We start from the raw sequence: 24,494 nt of genomic DNA on the forward strand, positions 1-24,494 counted from the left end.
AGCGGCACGCGCGATGCGATGCTCCAGCGCCTCGATCGGGCCCGCGCGGCCGGCGCGAAGTGGCCTGATAGCCACTCTCGATTGGTCGTTCTCCAACGGTCGCGACTGGGGGAGCCCGTGGATCCCCGAGAAGCTGACCCTCCAGGCGGCCATGCGGTTCGCGCCGCAAGCGGTGACGCGGCCGGCGTGGCTCCTCGGCTTCCTGAAGACAGGCCGCATTCCTGACCTCACTGCCCCGAACCTCTCGCCCCCGGACGGCGGACCGACCCCGACGTTCTTCGGTGCCTACTTCGAGTGGATTTCGACACCGCCGGCGACGTGGGATGACATCGCGTGGCTGCGCGAGCAGTGGCGCGGCCCGTTCATGCTGAAGGGCAACACCCGTATCGACGACGCGAAGCGTGCCGTGGACGCGGGCGTCACCGCGATCTCGGTGTCGAATCACGGCGGCAATAACCTTGACACGACGCCGGCGTCGATCCGCATGCTCCCGGGCGTCGCGGATGCGGTCGGCGACCAGGTCGAGGTGCTTCTCGACGGTGGCATCCGATGCGGCGGGGATGTCGCGAAGGCGCTCGCGCTCGGCGCGCGCGCGGTGATGATCGGTCGAGCGTACCTCCGGGGTTCCGCGGCGAACGGGCAGGCTGGGGTCGAGAACGTCTTCGACGTGCTGCGCGGCGGGCTCGACTCCGCCGAGCTCAGTCTCGGGCACTCCTCGATCGATGAGCACAGCCCAGCCGACTTCTACATGCCCCCGGGCTTCCGGCGGGAGCTTGGAGAGCGGGGGCGGATGCCTCGACTGCCGCTGCGACGAAGCCCGAGCCGCGCAAGGCGAAGCCCGCGACGTCCCGTCGCGCCAAGCCCGAGCCGGCGGAGCCCCGGCCCGACGAGGCGGTCGCCCTCGGCAACATCTGAACGGGCATGCCCCGCAATGCTTGCGTTTGAGAGGCGTGCGTCTGTCGAGTGCGCTGGTTTCCGCGGCGTGAACACGTCGCCTCGCCGATTCGGGTGTCGCGGAGTTCAATCCCCGATCGGAAGCGTCTGCCTCCTGGCCGGTGTGCCGAGCGTGATCGGCGATAATCGCTTCGATTGGATCGCGCGTGCTCGCCCATCCCCGCGCAGTGTAGCGGGTCACTTTCGCCGTCAAGCTCGTTCGCCCGGCGGTCGATGTTCCTTCGATTTTCCTGCCCCGTGCCGGACTGAACGGCGAGCGACGGGTCACACCTCGTCGGCGACGCGGCTCTTCCGCGCGATCGGGTTCAGCATGGCGCCCTTCGCGTGGTAGTCCTCCGTGCCCGCGTGCTTGAGCTCACGACGCTGGATCTTCCAGCCCTCCTCCGTGCGCACGAAGACGTCGTGGTACTGGCCATAGACGATCCCGTCGGGACGCTCGCGGTTGTACTTGTGCCATGCGTAGAGCACCGAACGGACTTCGGCGTTGTCCTCGTCAAGGAAGTCGATCACGACATTCGAGACGTGGTGGCTGGTTCCGGCGAAGAACGCGGCGATGCCCGTCTTGTCGTTCGCGAGCGTATCGAGGTAAGCCTCCGCTCCGACCGCTCCATGCTCTGGCCCGTAGACCACCTCGAGCTCCGAAACGAAGAGCGGGAGCATCTTCTCGGGGTTGGCCATATCGAGGTGGTAACCATACTCGTAGAGCACGCGCTTGATATCGCCCTCGTCGACGAGCCGCTGCACCGTGGCGATCAGGTTGTCTGGTTTGACGGACATCTTTCTTCCCTTTCATGAGTACCACTACAGGCCGTTTCGCCCGATTCTTGGCGCGTCGTCTGTTAACAGGTATGTTGACGGAGTGGCAAGAGCCACTCCGTGGATCAGGCGGTAAGGCTGCTTGAAATGGCCGCAATCCGCTCGTGTGCGACGTAGTCGTCGAGCGTCGGCGTCTTCACGAGGTCCCAGTACTCAACATTGAGAAACGGCATCACGAAGATGACGCGCCCCTTGCGGTTGCGATAGTAGGTGCTGAAGCCCGGGTGCGTCCAAACTGTCCGCGAGTGGTACTCGTCGACGAGGTCGTTGTAGCGCTTCGTGGCCTCCTCGGTGGGGGCGATCGCCTGTACACCAGCCGTGAACATCTCCTTCAGCAGGTCGCGGAGGTACCGCGCCTGCAACTCGGTAAAGTACATGAAGCTTCCGCTCGGCGGGAGCGAGTGCGGACCCCCGACCATGAAGAGGTTCGGGAAGTGCGGGATACCGACGCCGAGGTAGGCGCGAGGGTCGTCTTCTTCCCAATATTCGCTGAGAAGCAGGTCGTTCTCGCCCTTCACCTCGTACGAACTCAGGAAGCGGGACGCCGCGAACCCGGTCGCCCAGATGATGACGTCGACATCGAGATGTACGGCGTCCTTGATCTGCAGACCCGTCTCATCGACGCTGGAGACCGCGCCGGTCACGAGGCTCACGTTGTCGCGCAGAAGGGTCCGATACCAGCCATTGTCCATGAGCATGCGCTTGCCGAACGGCGGGTAATCGGGCACCGACGCCTCGATGAGGTCGGGTCGGCCGGCGAGCTGCTCCTTGATGTAGCCCGTCAGGAACTCACGCTGGCGGTCGTTCCGCCGGTTGATCGACCGGTCCGGGTGCGGCCATTCCGGGTCGATCCGGAGCGCATCTATGATCTTGTCACCCTGCTGCCAGAACAGGCCAAGCCAGTACCACGCGCGATACAGCGGAACCTCCGCGAGAAGCCGCCGCTGTCCGTCCTCGATCGGCTCGCAGAACTGGTCGAACGGCGCGATCCACTGCGGCGAGCGCTGAACGATGGTGAGGTGCGCGGCCGTCTGGGCGATACGCGGGGCGATCTGCTGGCAGCTTGCCCCGACGCCTACAATGGCGACTCGCTTACCGGTGAGGTCGATGTCGTGGTCCCACTCGTTCGAGTGGAACTGAACCCCGGCGAACGCTTCGCGACCGGGGACGTCGGGCAGCACGGGCTGATTCAGCGAACCAACCGCACTGACCACCATGTCTGCGGTGTGCTCGGTAAGGGCACCGTCCGGGTCACGCGTCGTGACCGTCCACTGCACCTTTTCCTCGTCATAGTGCGCGCTCAGTACCTCGGTATTGAACCGAACCTTGTCGCGCGCACCGAGCTCGTCCAGGACGTGGTTGAAGTAGCCGTACAGCTCATCCCGCAACTCGTAGTGGTGGATCCAGTCCTTGTAGGAAAAGGAAAGCGAGTACAGGTGGCTAGGCGTGTCCACGCCCGCGCCCGGATAAGTGTTCTGGAACCACACGCCGCCCGCCTCAGAACCGCGCTCGAAGATCTCGAACTCGATGCCAAGCTGCCCGAGGTTGTGGATCGCTGCGAGGCCGGAGACACCTGCGCCGATGATGATCGCCTTGAATCCTTCGGGCGCCGTGATCTGGACTTCGTCGTCCTCCTCGGCGACCTCGCCCGTGGACGAGGCGCGACGCTTGAGTTCCTCACGCAGGATCGCAGCGTGGCGGTCGCTGATCGGCTCGCCTACGAAGAATCCCGCGATGCGCTTGACCCTCTCGTCGTCGTCCATCGCGACGGCGGGCTCCCGCCCGTCGAGCAGCGTCCGGATCGCCTCAATCGCGGCTGCGCGGATCTCGTCCTGGACGTCGTCCGCCAGATCACCTGTGACTCGCGGGGCCACGCCGCGGAACTTGCTCGGCCGGTACCGGTCTGACAGCCACTTCTCGTCGCCGGTCACTTGGTACACCACCATTAGCAGCACCGGAACCGTGGCCACCTTTACAGCTTCACGAATCTCGCGTTCAGTCAACACTGACATCGCCTCACCAATCCTGTCTGGGCGCAACCATCATTCAAGCCCCCAGCTGTCAGTCAACTACACCGTTGACGGTTCTGTCAATAATGACGTTGACGCGTTGTTTTTCGCGTGCCCTCGGCCGTATGACTCGGGCCATGCACGGCTGTTCGCACAGCCAGGACACAAATTGCCCCGACGCTACTCGAAGACGTAGCGAGTGCGGGCAACGAATGTGCCCACGCGACCGAGCCCCCGGGCTTCGATGTCCAACCGCCACTCGGCGTCGATCACGCCGCCGTCGCGTGCAGAACACTGCTCGAGGACCAAGTGCACGCGGACGTCGGAGCCCGTCGCCACTTCGCGCTGGAACCGCACATCGTCGATGCCGTAATTGAGTCCGAACTTCCGTCCGCGTACGCCGAAGAGTTCCATCATGAGCGAGGCCATCCGTGCGACGAGCAACTCGCGCGGGAGATTGCCGTCCGGACGGAGTTGACCAGTCGACGACGCGAACAACTCGGCCTCACGCGCGCTGAGGGTCACCCAGCGACTCACGCCGAACTCTTCTCCGGCGGCGGCCATCAGCGCCTCGGGCCCATCGAGTTCTCGCACGGACACACACACTGCCAGCGGATGGGCTACGGTGTCAACACTTGTGTTGCCCACACGGAAGGAATCAACATGGACGCGAAGGTTGCTCTGGTCACTGGCGCGTCGCGGGGACTCGGACGAGCCATCGCGGTCGCACTGAGCAAGGCCGACTACAACGTGGTCGCCGCCGCTCGGAGCGAGAAGGGCGCAGCGGAGACCGCCGAGATGATCACCTCCGCTGGAGGACGCGCGATCCCGTTCAGGTGCGACGTGCGCGACGGAGAGTCAATCGAGGCAACCGTTGCGGCGACGGTGGCGGAGTACGGGCGCCTGGACGTGCTCGTGAACAACGCCGGCATCACGCGCGACGCCGGGATGCACCGGATGACTGACGAGGACTGGGATGCCGTCATCGAGACGACGCTCACGGGTGGGTTCCGGATGTCGCGCGCAGCGCAGCACCACATGGTCAGCCGGGGCGAGGGCGGACGAATCATCTTCATCGGCTCGATCGCCTCCAACGGCAGCCGCGGACAGGTCAACTACGCGGCGGCGAAGGCGGGCCTCATCGGACTCGCGAAGTCGATGGCACTCGAACTGGGTCGCTACGACATCACCGTGAACGTCATCTCGCCCGGCCACGTCGAGACTGAGATGACGCACGGCGTGGCGCGCAACCTCGGTGTCGACTACGAGGAAATCAGGCAGGCGCGGATCTCCGCGAACGCCCTGAATCGCGTCGGCACGCCCGATGACATCGCGGCCGCCGCGACCTATCTGGCCTCCGATGCTGCGGGATACGTCACGGGCAGTGTCCTGGTCGTTGCGGGCAAGCCGGTGTGAGGTTGACAACTCGCCCAATCGCGACGTAGCGTCAATCAACACGTATGTAGATCCGTCGAAGCTGATGAACCTGACGAGCAGTGACGCCGCAGGAAGAGTCGCTGAAATCCACACGAAAGAGGCGACAATGTGGCGCGTGACGAGTGAAGCCCTGCCGCTCGGAGACCTGCTCGTCCGCTCGGCGACACGCACGCCGGACCGGATCGCGGTCGCCCTCCCCGGCGAGGAGCACACCTACGCCGAGCTGCTTGAAGAGTCGATCCTCGTCGCGCGCGGACTGTTGGCGTTGGGCGTCGAGCGCGGTGACCACGTCGGCGTCGTCGCCCCGAACTCGTATGAGTTCGTCATCGGTCTATTCGGCGCGGCTCTCGTCGGCGCCGTTTCGGTTCCGCTGAGCGTTCGCAGCACCCCACGCGAGCTCGCGTACGTCATCCCTCACGCCGAGCTCAAGGTCATCCTCGCGACCGACCTGATCCGTGAGCACGTCGACACCGTGCAGCGCATTGCCGACGCCGTCCCCGGGCTGGCGGCAAGCGACGCATCGCAACCGCTGGACCTCGCAACCGCCCCACACCTCCGCCATGTCGCGCTCCTGCGAGGACAAGCCCGGCCGGGTGTGATGGGGAGGTCCGATTTCGTCGCGCGCGCGGAGCATGTCTCTGTCGACGCCGTGGATGTAGCCCGTTCGCGGGTCCGAATCCGCGACGCCGGTCTTGTCCTCTACACCTCCGGCACCACCTCGAACCCAAAGGGCTGCCTGCTCGCGCACGAGACGATCACCCGCGCGACCCTTGCCCGCCCGGGTGCAGCGTTCCCGATCGACGATCCGGGCGAGCCACTCGTGATGTGGTGTGCACCGCCGCTTTTCCACAGCGCCGCAATCCAGGGACTGCTCTACTGCATCCACCTCGGCGGGACATTCCTAACCGACCTGTACCTCGACGGCGACCGCGCTGTCGCGTTGGCGAAGAAGTATCGCGCGAACAGCCTGTGGGGCATGTTCATGGCAGCCATGCGCAGCTTCATGGACGCGAACAACTTCGACGTGGCCGACTTCTCCAACGTGCGCTCCATGATGTCTGTCGGCTCGCCGGCAGACCTCATGCAGCTGCAGGAGGTTTTCTCTAACGCAATGCTCGTGAACGGGCTCGGCATGACTGAGCTCACCGGTTGGTTTTGCCTGTCCGACCCTTCGGATACCGCGGAGGAGCGCGCCCGCACCCAGGGGAAGCCAGTGCGCGGCGCCGAGGTTCGAATCGTGGATCCCGAGACGCGCGAGGAGGTGCCGTTCGGCGTACCCGGCGAGCTCCTCATCCGCACGTACACCGTCATGCTCGGCTACTTCCATGATGAGGAAAGGACGCGCGAGACGATCGACGAGGACGGCTGGCTACACACCGGCGATCTCGTCTCCCGCCGCTCGACCGGCCACCTCGTCTTCGAGGGTCGGATCAAGGACATGCTGAAGGTCGGCGGCGAGAACGTCCCGACCGCCGAGATCGAGACTTACCTGTGCGAGCACCCCGACGTGCTCATCGCAGAGGTCGTTGGCGTCCCGGACCCGCGCCTGGAGGAGGCGCCCGTCGCCTTCGTGCAGCTCACGAAGGGTTCGACCACGACGGAAGCGGACCTTATCGAGTTCTGCCGGGGTAACCTCGCGACGTTCAAGATGCCGAGGGCAATCTTCTTCAAGGAGGAGGAGGGCTGGCCGATGTCTTCCACCAAGATCAACAAGGTGGCGCTGCGCGTTGAGGCGTGCGAGCTCCGGTCCGCCAAGACTCTGGCCTGACACGAGCGACATCGCGTTTAAACGCCAGAGGCGTCCAACCCGGCGGGGCGGGAACACCTCTGGCGTCTGTGCGTCAGCGCGCGGAAATGCCCTCGAGAAACACTTCGATGAACGTCTCCGAAACGGTGGCGGCGTCGTAGCGACTCTTCGGCGGCGCCCACCAGCGGTGCGTCCACTGCGTCATGCCGAAAATCGCGTTGGCGACAAGCGTGGTCGAGAGCTCGGAGCGGAACTGCCCCGCCTGTTTGCCCGCCTCGATCGCCTGGATGAAGCACTGCTCGATGCTGTGGGTGATCTCCACCATTTCCCGCGCCCACGGCGCCTCGATTGACGCGACCTGGCCCATGATCTCCTGGACGTACACGTACATGTACGGGTAGTGCTCGACTTGGGACTCTATGTTCGACGTGATGAGGGCTTTGAGACGCTCGCGCGGCGACTCGACTTCCGCCACGATGATCTCCGCTCGGCGCAGGTTCTCAGCGGTGAGCCCAGTGACGCACTCGTGGAAGAGCTCTTCTTTGCTCGACACGTAGTAGTAGAGCGACGCGCGGTCGGTGCCGAACTCGCTTGCGATGTCGTTCAGCGTCGCCTGCCCATAGCCCTTGCGCCGGAAGACCCTCGCGGCGGCCGCGATCAACTCGGCGCGCTTTGCCGTGTATTCGGGACTGCCATCGAAGAGCGCCGTCGCTCGTCTCTGCCCGATGCCGCTCAACTCCTTTGAAGTCACATGAACCCCTTTTCGAAACGTGTAGATCGTGCAGATGGCTTTCGGAGTGAAACTGGCCGGCCCACGAGAACCGGGCCGTCTCAGCGGGACAGATCGGAAATCCGCGACCGCGTGGGGAATCCACGCAACCGGTCCGAGCCAGCCACGTGAGGTTCTCCCCGTGCTCCAGACTGATGAATTCGAACGTCGGCTCAGCGGCGTCCACTGGCGCTCCTCTCCGCCGCTTCCGTCACCGCCGTCGTGTCGTCGCCCACCCGCTGCTTCGGTGGGCGCGCCGGCACGCGCGAACTCCCTCTCGTGCAAGCACTGAGAATATGTAAACATATCTGTTGATGACATGGAAGGGCAGACCGAATGGACACCAGTGCGAAGTCGGAAACCAACCGCCAGGCTGATCAGCTCCTCGTCGGAGTTCCGGATGGCGATGGTCTCACCGACCTCCAGATCGCTTACCTGCAGTTCGGACTGAACGCGTCGGCGACCGTCCTTGACACCGCCGCGGCGCGGAGGTGGGCCGAGCGGACTCTCGCGCTCGGCGCGTCGCCAGAGCAGCTGCACGAGATAGTGACGCTGATGTCGAGCATTGGTGTCCACGCGTTCTTCGAATCCACCCGTCTCGCAGCCGCGCTCACGGAGCCAGCGGGCGGCCGAGGCGCTTTCGACCCAGACCGGCAGGCTCTATGGGACCGCCACATCGGCGAGCGCCGCTACTGGACGGCGATGCGCGAGGAGATCCCCGGGTTCCTTGAAGCGCTCCTGTGGATGGACCCGGACGCTTTCGTCGGCTTCCTCGACTTCGCCGGTCTTCCGTTCCGCGCGGGGCGCGTGGAGACCCTGACGAAGGAGATCATCAGCATGGCGGCGGATGCCTCCAGCGCCCACCGCTACCTGCCGGGCATGCGCATGCACCTGCGCAACGCGGTGTCGATGGGCTGTGGGGCGAGGGCGATCCGCCAGGCTCTCGAGATCGCGGCGGAGTCGTCGGAGCACGTCGGGGTCGCCTGACCCTCACCCGCGAAAGCCAGGGAGGTCCCGACCACTGCGGTCGGGACCTCCATGTCTATGGCGTCAGCACGTCAGCGGCCGGTCCATTCGGGGAGGCGCTTCTCGGCGCGCGCTCGGTCGCCCTCCTCGACGTCGTGGCTCGTCGCATACGCCTCGATCGGCTCGTACTTTGTCGCCAACGCCGCCTCGAGCGACATGGAAAGGCCCCTGAGCGCGGCGTCCTTGGCGGCTTGCGCCGCTAGGGGCGATACTGCGGTGATCTTCTTCGCCCACGCTTCAGCGGCCTCCTGCAGACGATCGAAGGGAACTACCTCATTCACAAGGCCGTGCTCGAGTGCAGCCGCGGCAGAGATCCGCTCGCTCGTGAGGATCATCGCCATCGCGACGCGATACGGTAGTTGGCGCATCGCGCGGTGCACGACGCCGGCCTCACCGATGATGCCCGCTTTGGCCTCAGGCAACCCGAATTGGGACGTGTCGGCGGCAACGATGATGTCAGCGCACATCGCGAGCTCGAACCCTGCGCCCAGGACGTAACCCTGGGTCACGACGATGAGCGGCTTCTTGAGCACGCGCGGCGACCCGCCGATGCCCGTGAGGCCACCGCCGATCGAGAGTCGCTTCGGGTGCAGCCCTGTTCCGCCGCTGATGTCAGCGCCGGCGCAGAACGCGCGTTCGCCCGCGGCCGAGAGGACGGCGACCCAGATGTCGTGGTCCGCGTCGATCTCGTCCCAGCGTGCCGCCAACTCCTCGTCCAGGCTGTGCGAAATCGCGTTGAGGACTTTCGGGCGGTTCAGCGTTACGTATGCGACATGGTCGCGGACCTCGTAGAGAAGATCATCGGACACTTTCCGCCTCCTGCGACTTCCGGTCGATCATGACCAAGGCGTGAGCCTTGGCGTGGTAGTCCTCGGTGCCCGCGGTCTTCTGCTCGCGACGGATGATCTTCCAGCCCTCGGCCGTGCGCTTCAGCACGTCGTGGTACTGCGCGTAGACGATTCCGTCGGACCGTTGGCGGCGGTACCGGTGCCAAGCAATGAAGACTGAGCGGGCGTGCGCGGTTTCGTCGTCGACGAAATCGATCACGGTGTTGCTGACGTGGTGACTGGTCGCTTCGAAGAACGCCGCGATGCCCGTGTTCGGATTGCTCAGCACCTCGAGGTAGTCGTCCCGACCCTCGGCGCCATGGCTGGGACCGTAGGCCACGTACAGGTCGTTGGTGAACAGCGGAAGCATGCCCTCCGGCTCCGCCCCGTCCAAGTGGAACGCGTACGTGTAGAGCACGCGCTTGATCTCGGCCTCGTCAGCAAGTCGTTGGACGACTTGGACGACATTGTCGGATGTAACTTCCACGCGGGGGCTCCTTCGCACCTAATCTACAGATACGTTGACAGGATATTCGGCGCGGCTAACGCCGTCAACCCGAGTGTTGAATACAACTAGCAGCCATGACTTCGCATGCAGCCCGGACCCGCTTTGGCAAGTCGCCGATCTGAATCGGCGCGTTAACAGTAGTGTTGACGTGCGCAACCTATCTACTTCCGTAGTTCGCGCACCGACGGAGAGGATGCCAACATGACTTCACTGGAGGAGCGCCTCGCCAGGGTCGAGGATCAGCTGGCGATCTTTCAGCTCATCAGTGCCTACGGGCCGGCTGTCGATGCCGGAATGACCGGAGCGGCAGTATCGCAATGGGCACGGGATGGCGTCTACTCGGTAGACGGTATCGGAGAATACCGTGGGCCCCGCGAGCTCGCCGAGCTGTTCGACGCAGAGCTTCATCAACGCTACATACACACCGGCTCCGCGCACGTGAACTCGTTGCCGCACGTATTGATCGACGGCGACCGCGCCGTCGCCACGAATTACCAGCAGCTCTACATCTGGAGCGGCAAGGACGCTCGCGTCATGCGCAGTGTCGCCACTCGCTGGGAGTTCGTGCGCACAGCGGACGGGTGGAAGGTCGAGACGCGCACGAACGCACTGCTCGACGGCAGAGACGTCGGCCGCAGCCTGCTTGCGCGCGCGAACGAGCCTCCGCAGAACGCTTGACGCGCTGCCTGAGATCATCTCGCCCTCTCGCCCTCTTTTTGCGCACCTGTTACGGTTATCATCAACAATGACGTTGATGCACGATCGGCTAAGAAGCCGGTCCCACTGAGGGGAGCACCTATGCAGTTGTCCGAATCGACCACCGTTGCCATCACCGGCGCCGGCAGCGGAATGGGCGCCGCCATGGCGCGCGCCTTCGCAAAGCGCGGGTGCACGGTGGTGGTCGCCGACGTCGTGGAGGCAACGGCGAAAGCCGTCGCCGACGAGATCACGGAGGCCGGCGGAACGGCGTATGCAGAGATCGTGGACGTCAGCAGCCAGGAGGCAGTCGATGAATGGGCTGCCCGCACTTTCGACCGCCTCGGGCACGTCGACGTGCTGTGCGCGAATGCCGGGGTCTCGCTGCGACCCTTCCGCACGACGTGGAATGCCTCGCTCGACGATTACAGATGGCTCGCGAGTATCAACTACTTCGGGTTCGTGCACTGCATCCGCAGCTTCGTGCCGCGCATGCTCCAGCAAGCGGGACGACGCCAGATCGTCCTCACCGCGTCCGTCGACGCACTGCAGTTCCACCCCGGTCACGGGCCGTACGGCGCGACGAAGGGCGCTGTCACGACGCTGGCCGATGTGTTGCGGTACGAGCTGTACGAGGAGGATCCGGACTTCGGCGTTACGACGCTCTACCCGGGCGCGGTGCACACGAACATCGCGAAAACCGAGGCGCTACGCCCAGCCGAGACGCGGTCGTCCGAGCGCGCGGTCGTCGCGTATGAATCGACGTTCCCGGTCCCGTACTTCGTGCGCTTCCCTGTGGAGGCCGACGTCGTGGGCGAACTGGTCATCGCTGGCGTCGAGAAGGACTCGCAGGCAATCCTCACTTATCCGTACGAGTACAGCGGCCACGACGAGCGCGGCGAAGTGCTCCGCTCAGGTGACCCCATGCGGCTGTTCGAGGGCCGGCCCTGACCGGTTGCGACGAGATGAACAGAGAAGAGGAGTATGCCGTGGAAGCCGGTAGAACGCAGTGGGATGAGGAGTACGATGTCGTCGCGGTTGGCTCAGGAGCCGGCGGCGTCGTCGCGGCGATCGCTGCGGCTGCAGATGGAGCGTCTGCGCTGGTTGTCGAGAAGTATCACCAGCTCGGCGGCGTGACGTCGCTGTCGGCAGGCCAAGTGTGGATGGGGCCGACGTCGCACGCAAGGGAGGCCGGCTTCGATGACTCTCCCGAGGAGGCACGCGCGTACCTCGACTATCTGAGCGCTGGATTCGGCGACCTCGATAACCGCCAGGCGTATGTGGACCGCGGCTCCGAGGCGCTCGACGCGTTGGCCGAGCTCGGCCTCCGTCTGCAGGTGATCCCCGGACTCAGCGACTACTACTACCCAGACGCACCGGGCTCGAAGGAGGACGGCCGTTACCTCGAAGCCGTCCCGTTCCCGGCCTCGAAGCTGGGCGAGTGGGAGCATGCCACGGTGGCGGGGAGCGGGGTGAGCACTGGCGCCCTCGGCACGAGCACACTCAGCAACCTCGACCTGCTCGAGTGCGGCGCCGACGGCGATAAGCTCGCCAAGCGTTCGACGGAGCGCGCGGCGCGGTCGGAGCGCGCGCAGGGCGCCGGAATCATGGCGAACTTGATCGCGATGGCCCTCGAGCAGGGCATCGAGTTCCGGGTGAACACGGCCGCTGTCCAGCTCGTCGGCGCGGGCAGAGTCGAGGGCGTCATCGTCGAGACACCCGAGGGCCGTCGCGCGATCGGCGCACGCCGCGGCGTGGTGCTGGCGATGAGCGCCTACGACTGGGATCCGACGTTCCGCGAGACCTTCGAGCACATGCGGAACCTCTACAGCGTTACGCTGCCGACCGTTACGGGCGACCACTTCCGACTCGCGTCGCGGTTCCGCGCCGCGATCGCGACGACGCTTCCGGCGGCGAACCCCACGCATCTCGGCATCCACGTGCCCGGAGAGACGTGGGGCGGCCGCCCGATGTACCGACACATGATCCCGGCGCTCCCGCACAGTGTGGTCGTCAACCGGGCAGGCTCTCGTTTCGGCGACGAGTCATTCTTCCACAGCTACGTCGCGGCGATGTATCACTTCGACGGCGACCGACAGGACTTTCCCAACTGGCCGGCCTGGCTCGTCTTTGACGAGTCGTTCCGAACGAAATACTCGCTCGGTCCGATCGCGGCCGGGCAGGACCTTCCCGAGGGCATGGCGGTAAAGGCGGACTCACTCCGGGAGCTCGCGGCGATCTGCGGGATCGATCCGGAAGGTCTTGAACGGACCGCCGAGCGGATCGGCGAGTTCGCTCTCTCTGGCATCGACGAGGACTTCGGACGCGGCTCCCGCAGCTTCGTCCGCAAGGTTCTGGGCGATCCCGAGATGCAGCCGAACCCCAACATTGGGCCGATCGACCACCCACCGTACTACGCAATTAGCCTGGAGCGCGTGGGCACGGGCCTCGCCTCCGCCGGCCTCAAGACGAACGCTTCCGCACAGGTCATCGACGTCGAGGGCGAGCCGATCCCGGGACTCTTCGCGGTCGGAAACTCCGTCGCCCGCCTGGAGTTCGGCGCCGGCTACAACAGCGGCATGGCCGTCGGTCGCAGCCTGGTCTTCGGCTATGTGGCCGGGAAGATGCTCGCGACGGCTTGACCCACGCGAAACGAGAGGGGGCGGCCCGCACCGCGAACCTCCCCCTCCTTCCTGGCACGACCTAATCGGCGGAAGCGCGGATCGCGTCGTCGCGGAGGACCCGCTTGTTGACCTTGGTCGCCGACAGCGGCCAGCCGCCAGCCTCCACGAAGTGGACCCGCCTCGGGATCTTGAACGTCGCAAGTTCCCCAGCGCAGTAGTCCAACACGTCCTGCACCGACATCTCAGCCCCGTCGACCAGCTCGATGAATGCGACGGGCACCTCGTCGAGGCGCGGTTCGGGGACGCCCACGACCTCGGCCGTCAGGATGTCGGGGTGGCCACACAGGTACGCCTCGATCTCGATTGCGGGGACGTTCTCGCCACCGACCTTGAGCATGTCCTTGATCCGGCCCTCGTAGACATAGTGGCCGGACTCAAGCCGCGTGTAGAGGTCGCCAGTGTGCATCCAGCCGTCGGAGTCGATCACCTCAGCGGTGCGCTCCGGTTCGCGGAAATAGCCGTCCATCAGCGTGTAGGTGCGGACGAGCAGCTCTCCGCGCTCCCCCGCGGGACGCTCTTTCCCAGTCTCCGGGTCGACCACACGCAGTTCCGCACCCGCGACCGGCGTACCGGACGTCGTGCGCCGGTGCAGGGGCAAATCGCCACGCGGCGTGATGCAGAACCAGCCCGTAGTCTCGGACATCCCACCTCCGGAGACGAGCTCGGCCTGCGGAAACAGCTCCTGCAGCTCGATCATCTCCGCCTCGGGCCCGACCGTCCAGATCGAGTGAACCCAGCTCAACTCGGCAGCATCGAACCCGTTCGCCGTACGCAGCGTCCGCATCGGCGGCATGAACCCGCTCCATAGCGAGTTGGCTCGATGCCGGCGGATGAGGTCGAGGGCGCGGTCCGCGTCGAGGTGGACGTCGGTAACGAGGGTCGCCCCCGTCGCAACGACGTAGACGAAGGCCTGCAGGGCGGCGATGTGGAAGAGCGGGAGTGGATGCCACATCACCAGAGGTCCCGCGATCTCCGCAGGCGGCACCGCGGCCGAGATTCGTGCAACCGATCCACGGCTGATCGCCTCGTGGCTGATGACGCAGCCCTTCGGGTTCGAGGTCGTTCCCGACGTGTAGAGGATGAGGGATGCGTCGCGGATGCGAACGCGCGTTCGCACGCGCGCGACGTCCGCGGCGGTGACCAGTTCGACCGCCTCGTTGAATTGGGTGCGGCCCAGTGCACCGCCGCCTGCGTTCCCCCTCAGCATCACGACGTGCCTCAGGAGCGGCGCGCCCGAAAGGTCGAGCGGGCGCGACGCATCGCTCTCGGCGAGTCCACGTAGCGCGCCGTGCATCCGTTGGCGGAAATCCACGTGCTCCGAGATCCTGTCGGTCGTGAGGATGACCCTCAGCTCGGCGTGCGGGATGAGGTAGGCCAGCTCCCGACTGGTGGCACGGACGTGCAACGGCACCACGACGGCACCGATCAGGGATGCGCCGAACAGTGCGGCAACGTACTCGATGGAGTTCGGCGCGAGCACGCCGACGTGGTCGCCGCGCTCAACGCCGAGGCTGAGTAGTCCGCGCGCGACGTCGATGGACTCAGCGCGGAGTTCTGCGTACGTGAACTCCTCCGTCGGGATGACGAGCGCGGTAGCCTCCGGCGTTCGCTCGGCAGTCCTCAGCAGTAGGTCGGCGAGCGGAAGCGCCTCGCTCAACACGGTCCAGTCCGGCTCGTCGTGTGCCCACTGCGCGCGAAACCCTTCGCGTGCGTCGCTTACCACAGCAGTCACGGTACTCCTCTCATCCTCGGGTGAAGTAGCCCAAGTCTACGTGATTGTTGATACGCGTCAATATTCCTGTTGACGTAACCGCATCATGTTGAATAGACTCACGGACGGCATCGTCAACGCTGACGTAGAACGTACGGTGATCCTGAAGACGCCCGAAGGAGTGCGCCCCATGTCCACTGAATATCTGCCTACATCAAGCCTTCCGGCGACCGACCAGCGTAGGCGGGCCCGCCGTCGGCTGCTCGGCGGCGCCGTAGGAACCTTCGTCGAGTGGTATGACTTCCTGATTTACGGACTGACCGTCCCGATCTTCGCGTCACAGTTCTTCCCGGGAGGTGACCCCACTGTCGCCCTCCTCAGCACGTTCGCGATCTTCGGCGTCGGATTCGTCGTCCGACCGCTCGGCGGCATCCTCTTCGGCTACCTCGGAGACCGTATCGGACGCATCAAGGTCCTCGCGATCACGATCATCCTGATGGGTGCTGCGACCGGCCTCATCGGCCTGCTGCCCGTCTACGAGGCAGTCGGCGTCCTCGCGCCGCTCCTCCTTCTCTTGCTTCGCCTCGTGCAGGGATTCTCCACCGGGGGCGAGCATTCGGGAGCCTTGAGCTTCGTCGTCGAGTCCGCTCCGCAGCATCGCCGCGGCTTCTGGATCGCGATCGTCTACTCGGTCTCCATTCTCCCGGGCGTGCTCTTGGGCTTCGGCCTGATCGGACTCCGTGCGGCTCTCGGCGAGGCGGCCTACATGGAGTGGGGCTGGCGCCTCCCGTTCTTCCTCGGAGCAGTGCTCGCGGTCGTCGGCCTTTGGTTGCGACTCCGGCTCAGCGATCCAGAGGAGTTCACGCGTGCACGGGAGGAAGCAGGCTCCGAGAACCCGTTGAAGACCGCGGTGATGAAGGAGTGGAAGTCCCTCCTCGTCGTGCTGGTGATCATCATCCCGAATCTCGCCGGGTACTACTTCCTGGTCACCTACATGTACTCGTTCGCGATCACGACCGTCGGCGTTTCGCAGGAACTCGCTCTCCTGTCGAACACGATCGCGTCGGCTGTCATCATGCTCGGCTCGTTGGTCGGCGGCCGGCTCGCGGACCGAGTCGGGCGGAAGCCACTCATGATCGCGGGCGCGATCTGGATGGCGCTCTCCTCCTTCCCTGCCCTGATGCTTCTGAGCTCCGGCACGGCGATCGGCGTCATTACTGCCCAGCTGGTCGTGGCAGTCGGCGTCACACTCTACGTCTCGGGCGCCGTCGTCACGATGCTCGAGTTGTTCCGCACATCGTCGCGGTACTCCGCGCACGGTTTGTCCTACGGCGTCGGCACGGCGATCTTCGGCGGCGCGACCCCATTCGTCGCCACCTGGCTCGCTTCGAACATCGGCCCAGTTGCTCCGGCGATCATCTTGGTCATTGCGGGTCTACTGAGCGTCATCGTCCTCTTCTTCACGCCAGAGACACGTAACGTGAATCTCTCCTCAGGTGCGGTCGCGCTTAACGGCGACGACGAAGCCTCGGCCATGGCCGCAACTCCAGCGACGCAGGAGCGAGCGCGCGTCTGACACTGGCGCACACCGGGTACGGCGCCAGTGCGCCCGCGCGGCTCTTGATTCTCGGGGCCCTCGAGCCGCGTGGTTCCCGCCGGCTGCGGAAAATTGGTTTGAGCCGTGTTCGGCGCCCTGTTTCCGACGCTGTTCTGATTGCTCGCGGCGAGCGCAGAGCAGGATCGGAGGCTTGACGGCCGCCATTTCTTGTTCCTCATCAAGTGAGGCGTGTAAGGGGCGACGGCCTACCGGGCACGGCAGGACGCGACCGTGCGTTTGACGATCCGTGGCATGCTGCCACCGGTCTGGTTGGTGGTGTGGCGGACCGCCAATAGTTTGAAGGCCCGACTCATCCCGACCGCAATCTTCTGGAGTTACGAGGCTCACCCCGCCCCCGTGCGCGACCCGCTGGCGAGAGGCAGGCGCGAGCTGCGGGTCCTGGATCAGGCGGCGACGATCCGGCGTCCTATCCAGCCCAGGCGCGCACGCCGGAGGGAGCGCTTGTGACATACCTGCGTAGGTTCGGCGAGGACCGACGCGAGAAGCGTCGCGATCACCGGGGATACCGCCCAGGACGATGTCACACAGGTTCACTGCATGGGCCCCGACGAGCCGGTCGCGGAGCCGACAATGCCCGCCGGGTTCGACGACGATCTCCTCGCCCGGATCGCTGCTCGCCATCGGGATGAGAGGTTGCTCACCCAGAGCGTTCAGCTCCAGAACGGGTGTCGGGTCGTGTCGGGTCCTATTCAGCAGAAATGCCACTGCGACCGGCACAGACACGCTCACGCTCGCGCTGCCACGCGTCAAGGAGCGCCATGCCCCATTCTCTGCGACGCCGAATCAGGCGCCTAATAGTGCTAGGAATCCTTCAGGGAAATCGTCAGAGCGGAGCCCTCATCAGCCACGCCCATCCGAAGTTCCGTCCGCAGTGGTCCCTGACGGTACCCGAAGAAGTCCCGAGCGGTTCGAACGCCCTTGCCGCAGGGAGCCCTAGGCTTGGAGACGGTGTGCGCTAGAGAGATAGACGGGGCATGCCAGAGAAGGCAGCGTTTGCGACAGCCAGCCGCGATCCTTCGCGAGGACGACCCTGCGTCGGGCATGGGCGCGCTGACGTCAGTACGTCGCGCGGCCCCCGCTGATGTCGTAGACGGCGCCGGTCGAGAAGCTCAAGGCGTCGCTCGCGAGCCACGCCACGAGCTCGGCGACCTCTTTGGGCTGCCCGGTGCGTTTCATCGGGATGAGGCTCATAGTGTGCGCAATGACGCCCGCCTCCGTCGTACCCAACATCGGCGTCTGGATCGTGCCGGGCGCGATCGCATTGACCAGTACACCGGTTTCCGCCAGCTCCTTGCCGATGGACTTCGTCGCGGCGATGAGGGCTCCCTTGGAGGCCGAGTACGCCGCGAGTCCGGGAGTCCCCTCCTTGCCGGCCACGGATGCGATGTTCACGACGCGACCCCAGCCACGCTCCACCATCCCGGGGATGAACGCGTGCATGACATTCACCGCGCCGAACAGGTTGACCTCCATCGGAAGTCGCCACGCGGCCGAAGTCGTCTGGAGGAAGGGCGCGCTCAGACCAACGACTCCCGCCGAATTCACGATCACGTCGATATGCGGCGCCTCGCGGACGACGCCGGCAAGTGCCTCGAGATCCGTTACGTCGGCCACGAAGTCCGCCGACGGATCGCGGTCGAGCGTCACTACCTCGGTGCCAGCTGCGCGCAGGCGTTCGACACAGGCGAGGCCAATCCCGCTGGCCCCGCCAGTGACCAGTGCGGTGCGTCGCCCCGCCATCAGGTGGTCGGAGACCCGGCGTCGGCGCCGTGCAGCACACCCATGCGCTCGAAGTGGGTATAGATGCGATCGGCGTACTTCGCGAATTCGGCAGACTCGACGAGTGCGAGCGGGCGCGGGCGCGGGAGATCGACCACGATCTCGTCGACGACCTCGCCAGGGCTCGGACTCATGACGAAGATGCGGTCTGAGAGGCCGACGGCCTCCTCGACGCTGTGCGTGATGAACATCACGGTGGGACGGCGGCTGAGCCAGAGGGTTTCGAGGTCTGAACGAACCTGCAGGCGCGTCAGAGCGTCGAGGGCTCCGAACGGCTCATCCATCAGAAGCACGGCCGGGTCGTGGATGATTGAACGTATCAGCGACGCGCGCTGCCGCATTCCGCCCGACATCTGCCGCGGATACTTGTCGATCGCCTTCTCCATGTGGAGCTTCCCGAACAGCTCCCTGGCTCGCTCCCGCATCTCTCTCTTGTCGAGACCCCGAATGTCCGCCTGGAGGAGGACGTTGTCCATCGCTGTGCGGAATTCGAGGAGGAGATGGTCCTGGAATGCGATGCCGACGTCGGTGAATGGCTTGGTGATCGACTGGCCGCCGATCGAGATCTCCCCGCTGGACCTCGCGAGCAGGCCCGCCACCATCAGCATGAGCGTGCTCTTACCGCAGCCCGACGGCCCGACAACGGATACGAACTCGCCCGGTCGCACGTCCATGGTGATCGGGCGCAGGGCTTGGAAGGGCTTGGTTGTGTCCTCGCCGAACACCTTGGTCACGTTGTCGATGTGGATGCCGCTGCCAACCGAGGTCTCTGCGGCCGTCGAGCTCACCAATGAGTTCATGGTCTTCGCTTTCTGTCGTGTCTTGCCGGCGGCCGCGTCGCGGCCTTGGGTGACGCTGCGGAGCGGGAAATGGCCCGCTCCGCAGCGACCGACGATTAGCAGGCGTACCGGTCCGCCTCGGCGGGCAGGAACTCCCAGTTGGTGAAGGTCGTCGTGTCCTGCTTGGCCTTGATCAGACCGGCCTCGACGAGCAGCTCGTTCGATGACTCCATGTACTCCGTCGTGAGTTCGCCCATGAAGTCCAGGTGGCACATGAGGGTCTCGAGCGGCTCGAGTTCGCCCTTCGTGACGGACTCGACCGAGTCGGGGAGCAGCTTCTTCACGACCGCGGCGGCGTGGTCGGGGTCCTCCATGGCGGACTCCCAGCCCTTCAGCGTTGCAGCGACTACGGCTCGGACGCTCTCCGGGTTCTCCTTGAGGAAGTCCTGCGTCGTGAACATGGACTGCGAGGGCGTGGCGACACCGTAGTCGGCGAAGATGAATTGATCCCAGTCGGCACCTTGGTTGGTCAGGTTCATGGCGTTGACCTGGATGTCACCGACCATCGCGTCGACGTTGCCCTCGAGGAGGGACGGGACCATCGCCGTCGGCGCCATATTGACGACCTCGACGTCGGCCTCCGACAGTCCGTTGCGCTCGAGGAAGAGCGGGAAGAGGAATGCGCCGGAGCCTCCGCCCTGGGGAACCGCGATGCGCTTCCCCTTGAGGTCGTCGACCGACTTTATGCCGGACTCGTTCAGGTAATTGATGGAGATCACGGAGATCTGATTCTGACCGGCGACGATGACGAGCGGGGCGCCCGCCTCGACCTGTTGTGCGATCACGGTTGCGTCGGCGATGCCCATGTCGGCGCCACCTCCCGCGACGAGTTGCGCGGCCGGCCCGGAGCCCGTGCCCTGCTCGACCGTGACGTCGATTCCGGCGTCGTCGTATAGTCCATCCTCGAGGGCGATCGCCACGCCGGCCGTCGGGCCGGACCAGGTCCACTGCATCTGGAACTTGACGGGCGCGAGGGTGTCGTCGTCGGGGCCGGCCGCCGGCGCTGCCGAGGACGAGCATCCGGAGAGGGCGAGCGCGAGGACGGCGACTGACGTCATCGCGAGCTTGACCATCCGTCGTTGCATAGCTGTGCTCCTTGTTGTTGGGGTGTTTGGTGGGTGAAATGAGGTGGGAGTCGGTGTCAGCCGCGCTTGCCGTGGCGCTGCCATGGCGTGACGAACCATTCGACGGCCTCGATGATGTAGTTGAGGACGACGCCGACCACGGTCATGACGACGATGACGGCGAACATGTACTCCGTGTCGAGGACGCCGCTGGCCCGCAGCAGCGCGTAGCCGAGGCCATTGTTCGAGCCGAGGAACTCGGCCACGATGACGGCCGTCACGGCCATCGTCGCGGTGGTCTTGAGCCCGGAGAAGATGACGGGCATCGCCGCTGGCACGCGCAAAAACCAGAACGTTTGCCATCCGGTCGCGCCCATCGACTTGGTCAGATGGAGCAGACGGTCGTCCATGATCGAGAATCCGGTCATGCTTGCGAGCAGGAGTGGGAAGAACGAGATGAGGACAACGAGCATGACTTTTGTTTCAATGCCGAACCCGAGCCAGACGAGTAGCAGCGGCGCCATCGCGATCTTCGGGATGAGCTGCATCACGACGGTTGGCGGGTAGAGCACCTGGCGCGCCACGCGCGACAGTGAAAGCAGCAGGCCCAGCGGGATTCCGATGAGGACGCTCAGGATGAACCCGATGGCGAGTGCACCCAGGGTAGCCAGCGTGTGGTTCCACAGGCTCTCTGCGTCCGTGAACATGCGGGCGAACACGTCACCGGGCGCCGGGAGCAGGTAGGACGGGATATCAAAGAACTCGACGGCGCCTGCCCACGCGGCGATGAGAACCACGAACACGACGGGCGGGATGCACGTCCACAGGATCTGGCGGACGTGCCGCTTCGCGATGCGACCCCGGGTGCGTCCGGTGGTCATGGACGTCGCGAGATTCGTGGTCGAGATGTCCTCCATGGGAGCTCCAGCAGCAACGTCACGAGCCATGGTCTCGCGCTGGTCTTCGGTGGTCGCGCTCATGCCGGGCTCCTCCTCGAGTGAAATGAACGGCAGCGACTTCGGTGTCGCCTTATGCAAGCGAAGCAGAATGACACGACGGTGTCAACTTCTACGTTGACATTGATACAACCTTGTCGGTTGTGGGTCAGCCGGCCGAAGTGCCGAGGCAGGCTGTTTGACAGGACGACCGACGCCTGGGCCCGGCGTACCTGGATCCAGGCTGTTCGGATCGCACGCCAGGACGACTCCAGAGGCGCGCTCTTGTCGCTCACGCGGTCCATCGGGGCGTGATGACCCGCTGACTCAAACGTCAGTCGGCAAAGATGCGGGGAATGTCCGCCGTCGTGGCGGTGAACCTCGGATCGCGCTTCTCGAGGAACGCTGCAACGCCCTCCTTGCCGTCGCCGACGGACGTGTGGAACATCGCCAGGGAGTCCGCCAGGTGGGCGTTGAGCGGATCCGCGGCCGCAGCGTTGCGATAGATGAGCTGCTTCGCGAGGCCGAGCGCGACGGTCGAACGGTTTTTCACGAACGACCGGGCGAGCTCGGTCGCCACCGCCACGAGTTCGTCGGGCTCATGGACGGAGCGCACAAGACCGTACTCCTTCGCCTGATCCGCCGTGATGATGTCCGCGCTGTAGATGAGCTCGAGCGCGTTCGGCAGCCCCACGATGCGTGGCAGGAACCAGCTCGAACAGGCCTCGGGGACGATCCCGATTCGGCCGAACACGAAGCCGATCCGCGCGGACGTCGACGCGAGGCGGATATCCATCCCCAGTGTCATCGTGGCGCCGATTCCCACCGCCGGCCCGTTGATCGCGGCGATGACCGGCTTGGGGAGCGCATTGATCGCGAGGGTCACCTTGCCACCTGTGTCCCGGACGCCGGCCTGGAACGGATCCTGGTCGTATCTCGCGCGGAACTCTTCAGGTGTCGGAGCAAGCGACTCGTCGAGCCCGAAGACGTTGCCATCCACGGTCAGGTCCATGCCTGCACAGAAGGCCCGCCCCGTCCCCGTCACAACGACGGCGCGGACCCCTTCCTCGTGAGCTTCCACCGTGAAGACCCGTTCGAGTTCGCGCGCCATCGGCACGTTGAACGCGTTGAGCACTTCCGGACGGTTGAGCGTGAGCGTGGCCACCCCGTCCTCGTCGACGTCCCATGTCAGGGTCTCAAAATCCATGACTCCACGTCCTGCCGTCAGGCTGTCGCGCTCGCCAGCGCGTCCGAGCGGTCCATGGACTGGGCAGCAGATGCAGCGTCCGTGGCAGCGAGGTACCCGAACGTCAGGGCCGCACCGAGCGTCGCACCCGGGCCGGGGTAGCAAGACGTCGGACCGCCGCTTGAGCAGTTTCCGGCCGCATAGAGTCCGGGAATGGGCTGCTGGGTCGCCGCTGAGTAGACGCGGCCGCGGTCGTCGACGCGCAGGCCGCCGCGCGTGGAGAGAGCGCCCGCGTACATGCGGACGGCGTAGAACGGTCCCTCGGCGAGCTCACCCAGGCAGGGGTTCGGCGTGTTCGCGGGGTCGCCCCAGGCGCGGTCGTATGCGGTCTCGCCGCGCTGGTAGTCCGCGTCGATGCCCGTGCGCGCGAAGCCGTTGAACCGATCGACAGTGGCTTCGAATCGCTCGGGGTCGACCTCCATTGCGCGTGCGAGGTCCGCAAGGCTGTCGCCGATCCGCAAATATTCGGGCACCTCAGCCCCTTCATCGGGCACTTTCCACGCGAGCACCGCGTATCGCTTCGCCGCGTGGCTGTCGAAGACCAGCCAAGCGGGGAAGTTCTGTTCCCATCCGCCGACGACCGAGTCGAAGTACTTCCCGACGTCGTGGTAGTTGATGGACTCGTTCATGAAGCGCTTGCCTTGATCGTTCACGATGATGACGTGGGGCAGCGACCGGTCCTCGCGGCTGCCAGCCGTGTTCACGATCGAGTTGTCCGAGCCGAGCGGGACATGCGGCATCCACCATGCGTCGCCAATTCCAGCGGTCTGCGCGCCGATCGCCATGCCCATGCGGTGGCCGTCGCCGCTGTTCGACTCGAGCTCACACGAGTAGTCGATCCGCCGCGACAACCAAAGTCGCTTCAGTTCCTCGTCGTGCGAGTATCCTCCTGTCGCGACCAGGACACCCGCCGAGGCGCGGAGCACCTGCGACTCGCCGTCCGATCCCGTCACGCGGACGCCCACAGCTCGCCCGTCCTCGACGAGGATCTCCTCGGCACGCGTGTCGACGCGGTAGTCGACGCCGTGCGCGAGCCCGCCGCGCACCAGTTGCGCAACGAGCGCAGCACCGCGCGCGATGTCCTCCGGTATCGGCGCCTCCTCGCCGGTCGGCGGCACGAAGACGCTCGCACCCGGACGCTGCGTCCCCGGCGCGTCGAGGTGCATCGCCTCCGAGTTGTAGTCACGCGGATCGAAGGTCCAGGCGGAGGTGTGGCTGATACGTAACCTCTCGGCGAACTCGCCGAACGGCGCGGTCGACGTCTTGCCGACGATGAGCGCACGCCCGCCGACCTTCGCGCCGGGGAGCCACGAGCGGTAGTCCATACTGGATCCGCCCGGACGGGTCGCGAGGAACTCCATGCCTCCCTCGTCCTCGAGGAACCGAATCACCTCCGGGCCATAATCGACGAGCGCATTGATGTGCGTCGGATCTCCCGTGCCCACGATGCACGCCTGAAGATAGGCGAGCGCCTCCTCGCGGGAGTCGGGGACGCCGACCTCTTCCTCGTGATGGTTGTTGGGAATCCACGACGTGCCACCCGAGACAGCGGTCGTGCCGCCGATCAGGCCCGTCTTCTCAAGCACGACCACCCGCAGGCCCTTGATCGCAGCCGTCAGCGCACCGGTCAGACCAGCGCCGCCGCTGCCGATGACGATGAAATCGACATCCAGGCCATCACGGATAAAGCTCGCTCCGTCGGTTTCCATCTGACGCTTCCTTCCACGGGCGTTCGCGTAGTTGAGCCCCCCGTTGCGTCCGACGATATTCGGGTGTGCAAGTTTCGTCAACATTGACGTTGAAGTTGATGAATGCCAAGCTGATCTAGA

General features: G+C 65.3%; 21 protein-coding genes. 8 read left to right on the forward strand and 13 right to left on the reverse strand.

The features are described 5' to 3' along the window. Positions 1 to 13: 13 nt before the first annotated feature. Positions 14 to 1,285: an alpha-hydroxy-acid oxidizing protein gene (locus AB0K73_RS18375; protein ID WP_360518356.1), complete on the forward strand. Its 1,272-nt coding sequence runs from the start codon at positions 14 to 16 to the stop codon at positions 1,283 to 1,285. Here the strand turns inward: AB0K73_RS18375 and AB0K73_RS18380 are convergent. From AB0K73_RS18380 to AB0K73_RS18390, 3 genes are all read right to left on the reverse strand, one after another. Continuing rightward, on the reverse strand, positions 1,219 to 1,731 hold the full coding sequence (locus tag AB0K73_RS18380; protein WP_360517950.1) for a nuclear transport factor 2 family protein: 513 nt from the start codon (positions 1,729 to 1,731) through the stop codon (positions 1,219 to 1,221). The genes AB0K73_RS18375 and AB0K73_RS18380 overlap by 67 nt on opposite strands. 104 nt (positions 1,732 to 1,835) lie before the next feature. Further along, the gene (locus AB0K73_RS18385; protein WP_360517953.1) at positions 1,836 to 3,776 is read right to left on the reverse strand and encodes an NAD(P)/FAD-dependent oxidoreductase; all 1,941 of its coding nucleotides are present in this window, start codon (positions 3,774 to 3,776) and stop codon (positions 1,836 to 1,838) included. Positions 3,777 to 3,959: 183 nt separating this feature from the next. Beyond that, the gene (locus AB0K73_RS18390; protein WP_360517956.1) at positions 3,960 to 4,373 is read right to left on the reverse strand and encodes a hypothetical protein; all 414 of its coding nucleotides are present in this window, start codon (positions 4,371 to 4,373) and stop codon (positions 3,960 to 3,962) included. 69 nt (positions 4,374 to 4,442) lie between these two features. Here AB0K73_RS18390 and fabG point away from each other — a divergent pair, with 69 nt between their 5' ends. Beyond that, positions 4,443 to 5,195 carry a 3-oxoacyl-ACP reductase FabG gene (fabG, locus tag AB0K73_RS18395; protein WP_360517959.1) on the forward strand — a complete coding sequence of 251 codons (753 nt, stop codon included), beginning with the start codon at positions 4,443 to 4,445 and terminating at the stop codon, positions 5,193 to 5,195. Between the two features lie 136 nt (positions 5,196 to 5,331). Beyond that, on the forward strand, positions 5,332 to 6,984 hold the full coding sequence (locus AB0K73_RS18400; protein WP_360517962.1) for a class I adenylate-forming enzyme family protein: 1,653 nt from the start codon (positions 5,332 to 5,334) through the stop codon (positions 6,982 to 6,984). A gap of 73 nt (positions 6,985 to 7,057) precedes the next feature. On the opposite strand, the gene AB0K73_RS18405 is transcribed toward AB0K73_RS18400, so the two are convergent. Then, the gene (locus AB0K73_RS18405; RefSeq protein WP_360517965.1) at positions 7,058 to 7,714 is read right to left on the reverse strand and encodes a TetR/AcrR family transcriptional regulator; all 657 of its coding nucleotides are present in this window, start codon (positions 7,712 to 7,714) and stop codon (positions 7,058 to 7,060) included. 354 nt (positions 7,715 to 8,068) lie between these two features. Between AB0K73_RS18405 and AB0K73_RS18410 the strand changes: the two genes are divergently transcribed. Further along, a complete protein-coding gene (locus tag AB0K73_RS18410; protein WP_360517968.1) occupies positions 8,069 to 8,719 on the forward strand; it encodes a hypothetical protein in 651 nt (216 codons plus the stop codon). A 71-nt stretch (positions 8,720 to 8,790) separates the two neighbouring features. On the opposite strand, the gene AB0K73_RS18415 is transcribed toward AB0K73_RS18410, so the two are convergent. Together AB0K73_RS18415 and AB0K73_RS18420 are read right to left on the reverse strand one after the other, a co-directional pair. After that, positions 8,791 to 9,567, reverse strand: a complete 777-nt coding sequence (locus AB0K73_RS18415; RefSeq protein WP_360517971.1) for an enoyl-CoA hydratase-related protein — start codon at positions 9,565 to 9,567, stop codon at positions 8,791 to 8,793. Next, a complete protein-coding gene (locus AB0K73_RS18420) occupies positions 9,557 to 10,072 on the reverse strand; it encodes a nuclear transport factor 2 family protein (protein ID WP_360517974.1) in 516 nt (171 codons plus the stop codon). The genes AB0K73_RS18415 and AB0K73_RS18420 overlap by 11 nt, the downstream gene beginning before the upstream one ends. 222 nt (positions 10,073 to 10,294) lie before the next feature. On the opposite strand from AB0K73_RS18420, the gene AB0K73_RS18425 reads away from it, so the two are divergent. The 3 genes from AB0K73_RS18425 to AB0K73_RS18435 all read left to right on the forward strand — a co-directional run bounded on the left by AB0K73_RS18425 (position 10,295) and on the right by AB0K73_RS18435 (position 13,431). After that, a complete protein-coding gene (locus AB0K73_RS18425; RefSeq protein ID WP_360517977.1) occupies positions 10,295 to 10,771 on the forward strand; it encodes a nuclear transport factor 2 family protein in 477 nt (158 codons plus the stop codon). A gap of 120 nt (positions 10,772 to 10,891) precedes the next feature. Next, entirely contained in the window at positions 10,892 to 11,740 is an 849-nt protein-coding gene (locus AB0K73_RS18430; protein WP_360517980.1) for an SDR family oxidoreductase, read from the forward strand. A gap of 38 nt (positions 11,741 to 11,778) precedes the next feature. Beyond that, positions 11,779 to 13,431 (forward strand): FAD-binding protein, encoded by a 1,653-nt coding sequence (locus AB0K73_RS18435; protein WP_360517983.1) that lies wholly within the window; start codon positions 11,779 to 11,781, stop codon positions 13,429 to 13,431. 61 nt (positions 13,432 to 13,492) lie between these two features. Here AB0K73_RS18435 and AB0K73_RS18440 read toward each other — a convergent pair whose 3' ends face one another. Continuing rightward, positions 13,493 to 15,205, reverse strand: coding sequence for a class I adenylate-forming enzyme family protein (locus AB0K73_RS18440; RefSeq protein WP_360517986.1), 1,713 nt, complete (start codon positions 15,203 to 15,205; stop codon positions 13,493 to 13,495). Between the two features lie 169 nt (positions 15,206 to 15,374). On the opposite strand from AB0K73_RS18440, the gene AB0K73_RS18445 reads away from it, so the two are divergent. Then, on the forward strand, positions 15,375 to 16,760 hold the full coding sequence (locus tag AB0K73_RS18445) for an MFS transporter (RefSeq protein ID WP_360517989.1): 1,386 nt from the start codon (positions 15,375 to 15,377) through the stop codon (positions 16,758 to 16,760). Positions 16,761 to 17,858: 1,098 nt separating this feature from the next. On the opposite strand, the gene AB0K73_RS18450 is transcribed toward AB0K73_RS18445, so the two are convergent. The 6 genes from AB0K73_RS18450 to AB0K73_RS18475 form a co-directional block, all read right to left on the reverse strand. Continuing rightward, positions 17,859 to 18,542: an SDR family NAD(P)-dependent oxidoreductase gene (locus AB0K73_RS18450; protein ID WP_360517992.1), complete on the reverse strand. Its 684-nt coding sequence runs from the start codon at positions 18,540 to 18,542 to the stop codon at positions 17,859 to 17,861. Next, entirely contained in the window at positions 18,542 to 19,381 is an 840-nt protein-coding gene (locus AB0K73_RS18455) for an ABC transporter ATP-binding protein (RefSeq protein ID WP_360517995.1), read from the reverse strand. The genes AB0K73_RS18450 and AB0K73_RS18455 overlap by 1 nt, the downstream gene beginning before the upstream one ends. Before the next feature lie 95 nt (positions 19,382 to 19,476). Then, positions 19,477 to 20,505: an ABC transporter substrate-binding protein gene (locus AB0K73_RS18460; RefSeq protein WP_360517998.1), complete on the reverse strand. Its 1,029-nt coding sequence runs from the start codon at positions 20,503 to 20,505 to the stop codon at positions 19,477 to 19,479. Positions 20,506 to 20,561: 56 nt separating this feature from the next. Then, positions 20,562 to 21,464, reverse strand: a complete 903-nt coding sequence (locus AB0K73_RS18465; protein ID WP_360518001.1) for an ABC transporter permease — start codon at positions 21,462 to 21,464, stop codon at positions 20,562 to 20,564. A 289-nt stretch (positions 21,465 to 21,753) separates the two neighbouring features. Beyond that, positions 21,754 to 22,626: a crotonase/enoyl-CoA hydratase family protein gene (locus tag AB0K73_RS18470; RefSeq protein WP_360518004.1), complete on the reverse strand. Its 873-nt coding sequence runs from the start codon at positions 22,624 to 22,626 to the stop codon at positions 21,754 to 21,756. A gap of 17 nt (positions 22,627 to 22,643) precedes the next feature. Further along, a complete protein-coding gene (locus tag AB0K73_RS18475) occupies positions 22,644 to 24,374 on the reverse strand; it encodes an FAD-dependent oxidoreductase (RefSeq protein WP_360518007.1) in 1,731 nt (576 codons plus the stop codon). Between the last annotated feature and the right edge of the window lie 120 nt (positions 24,375 to 24,494).

This window comes from Agromyces sp. NPDC052230, from assembly GCF_040679595.1.
Lineage (GTDB): Bacteria > Actinomycetota > Actinomycetes > Actinomycetales > Microbacteriaceae > Agromyces.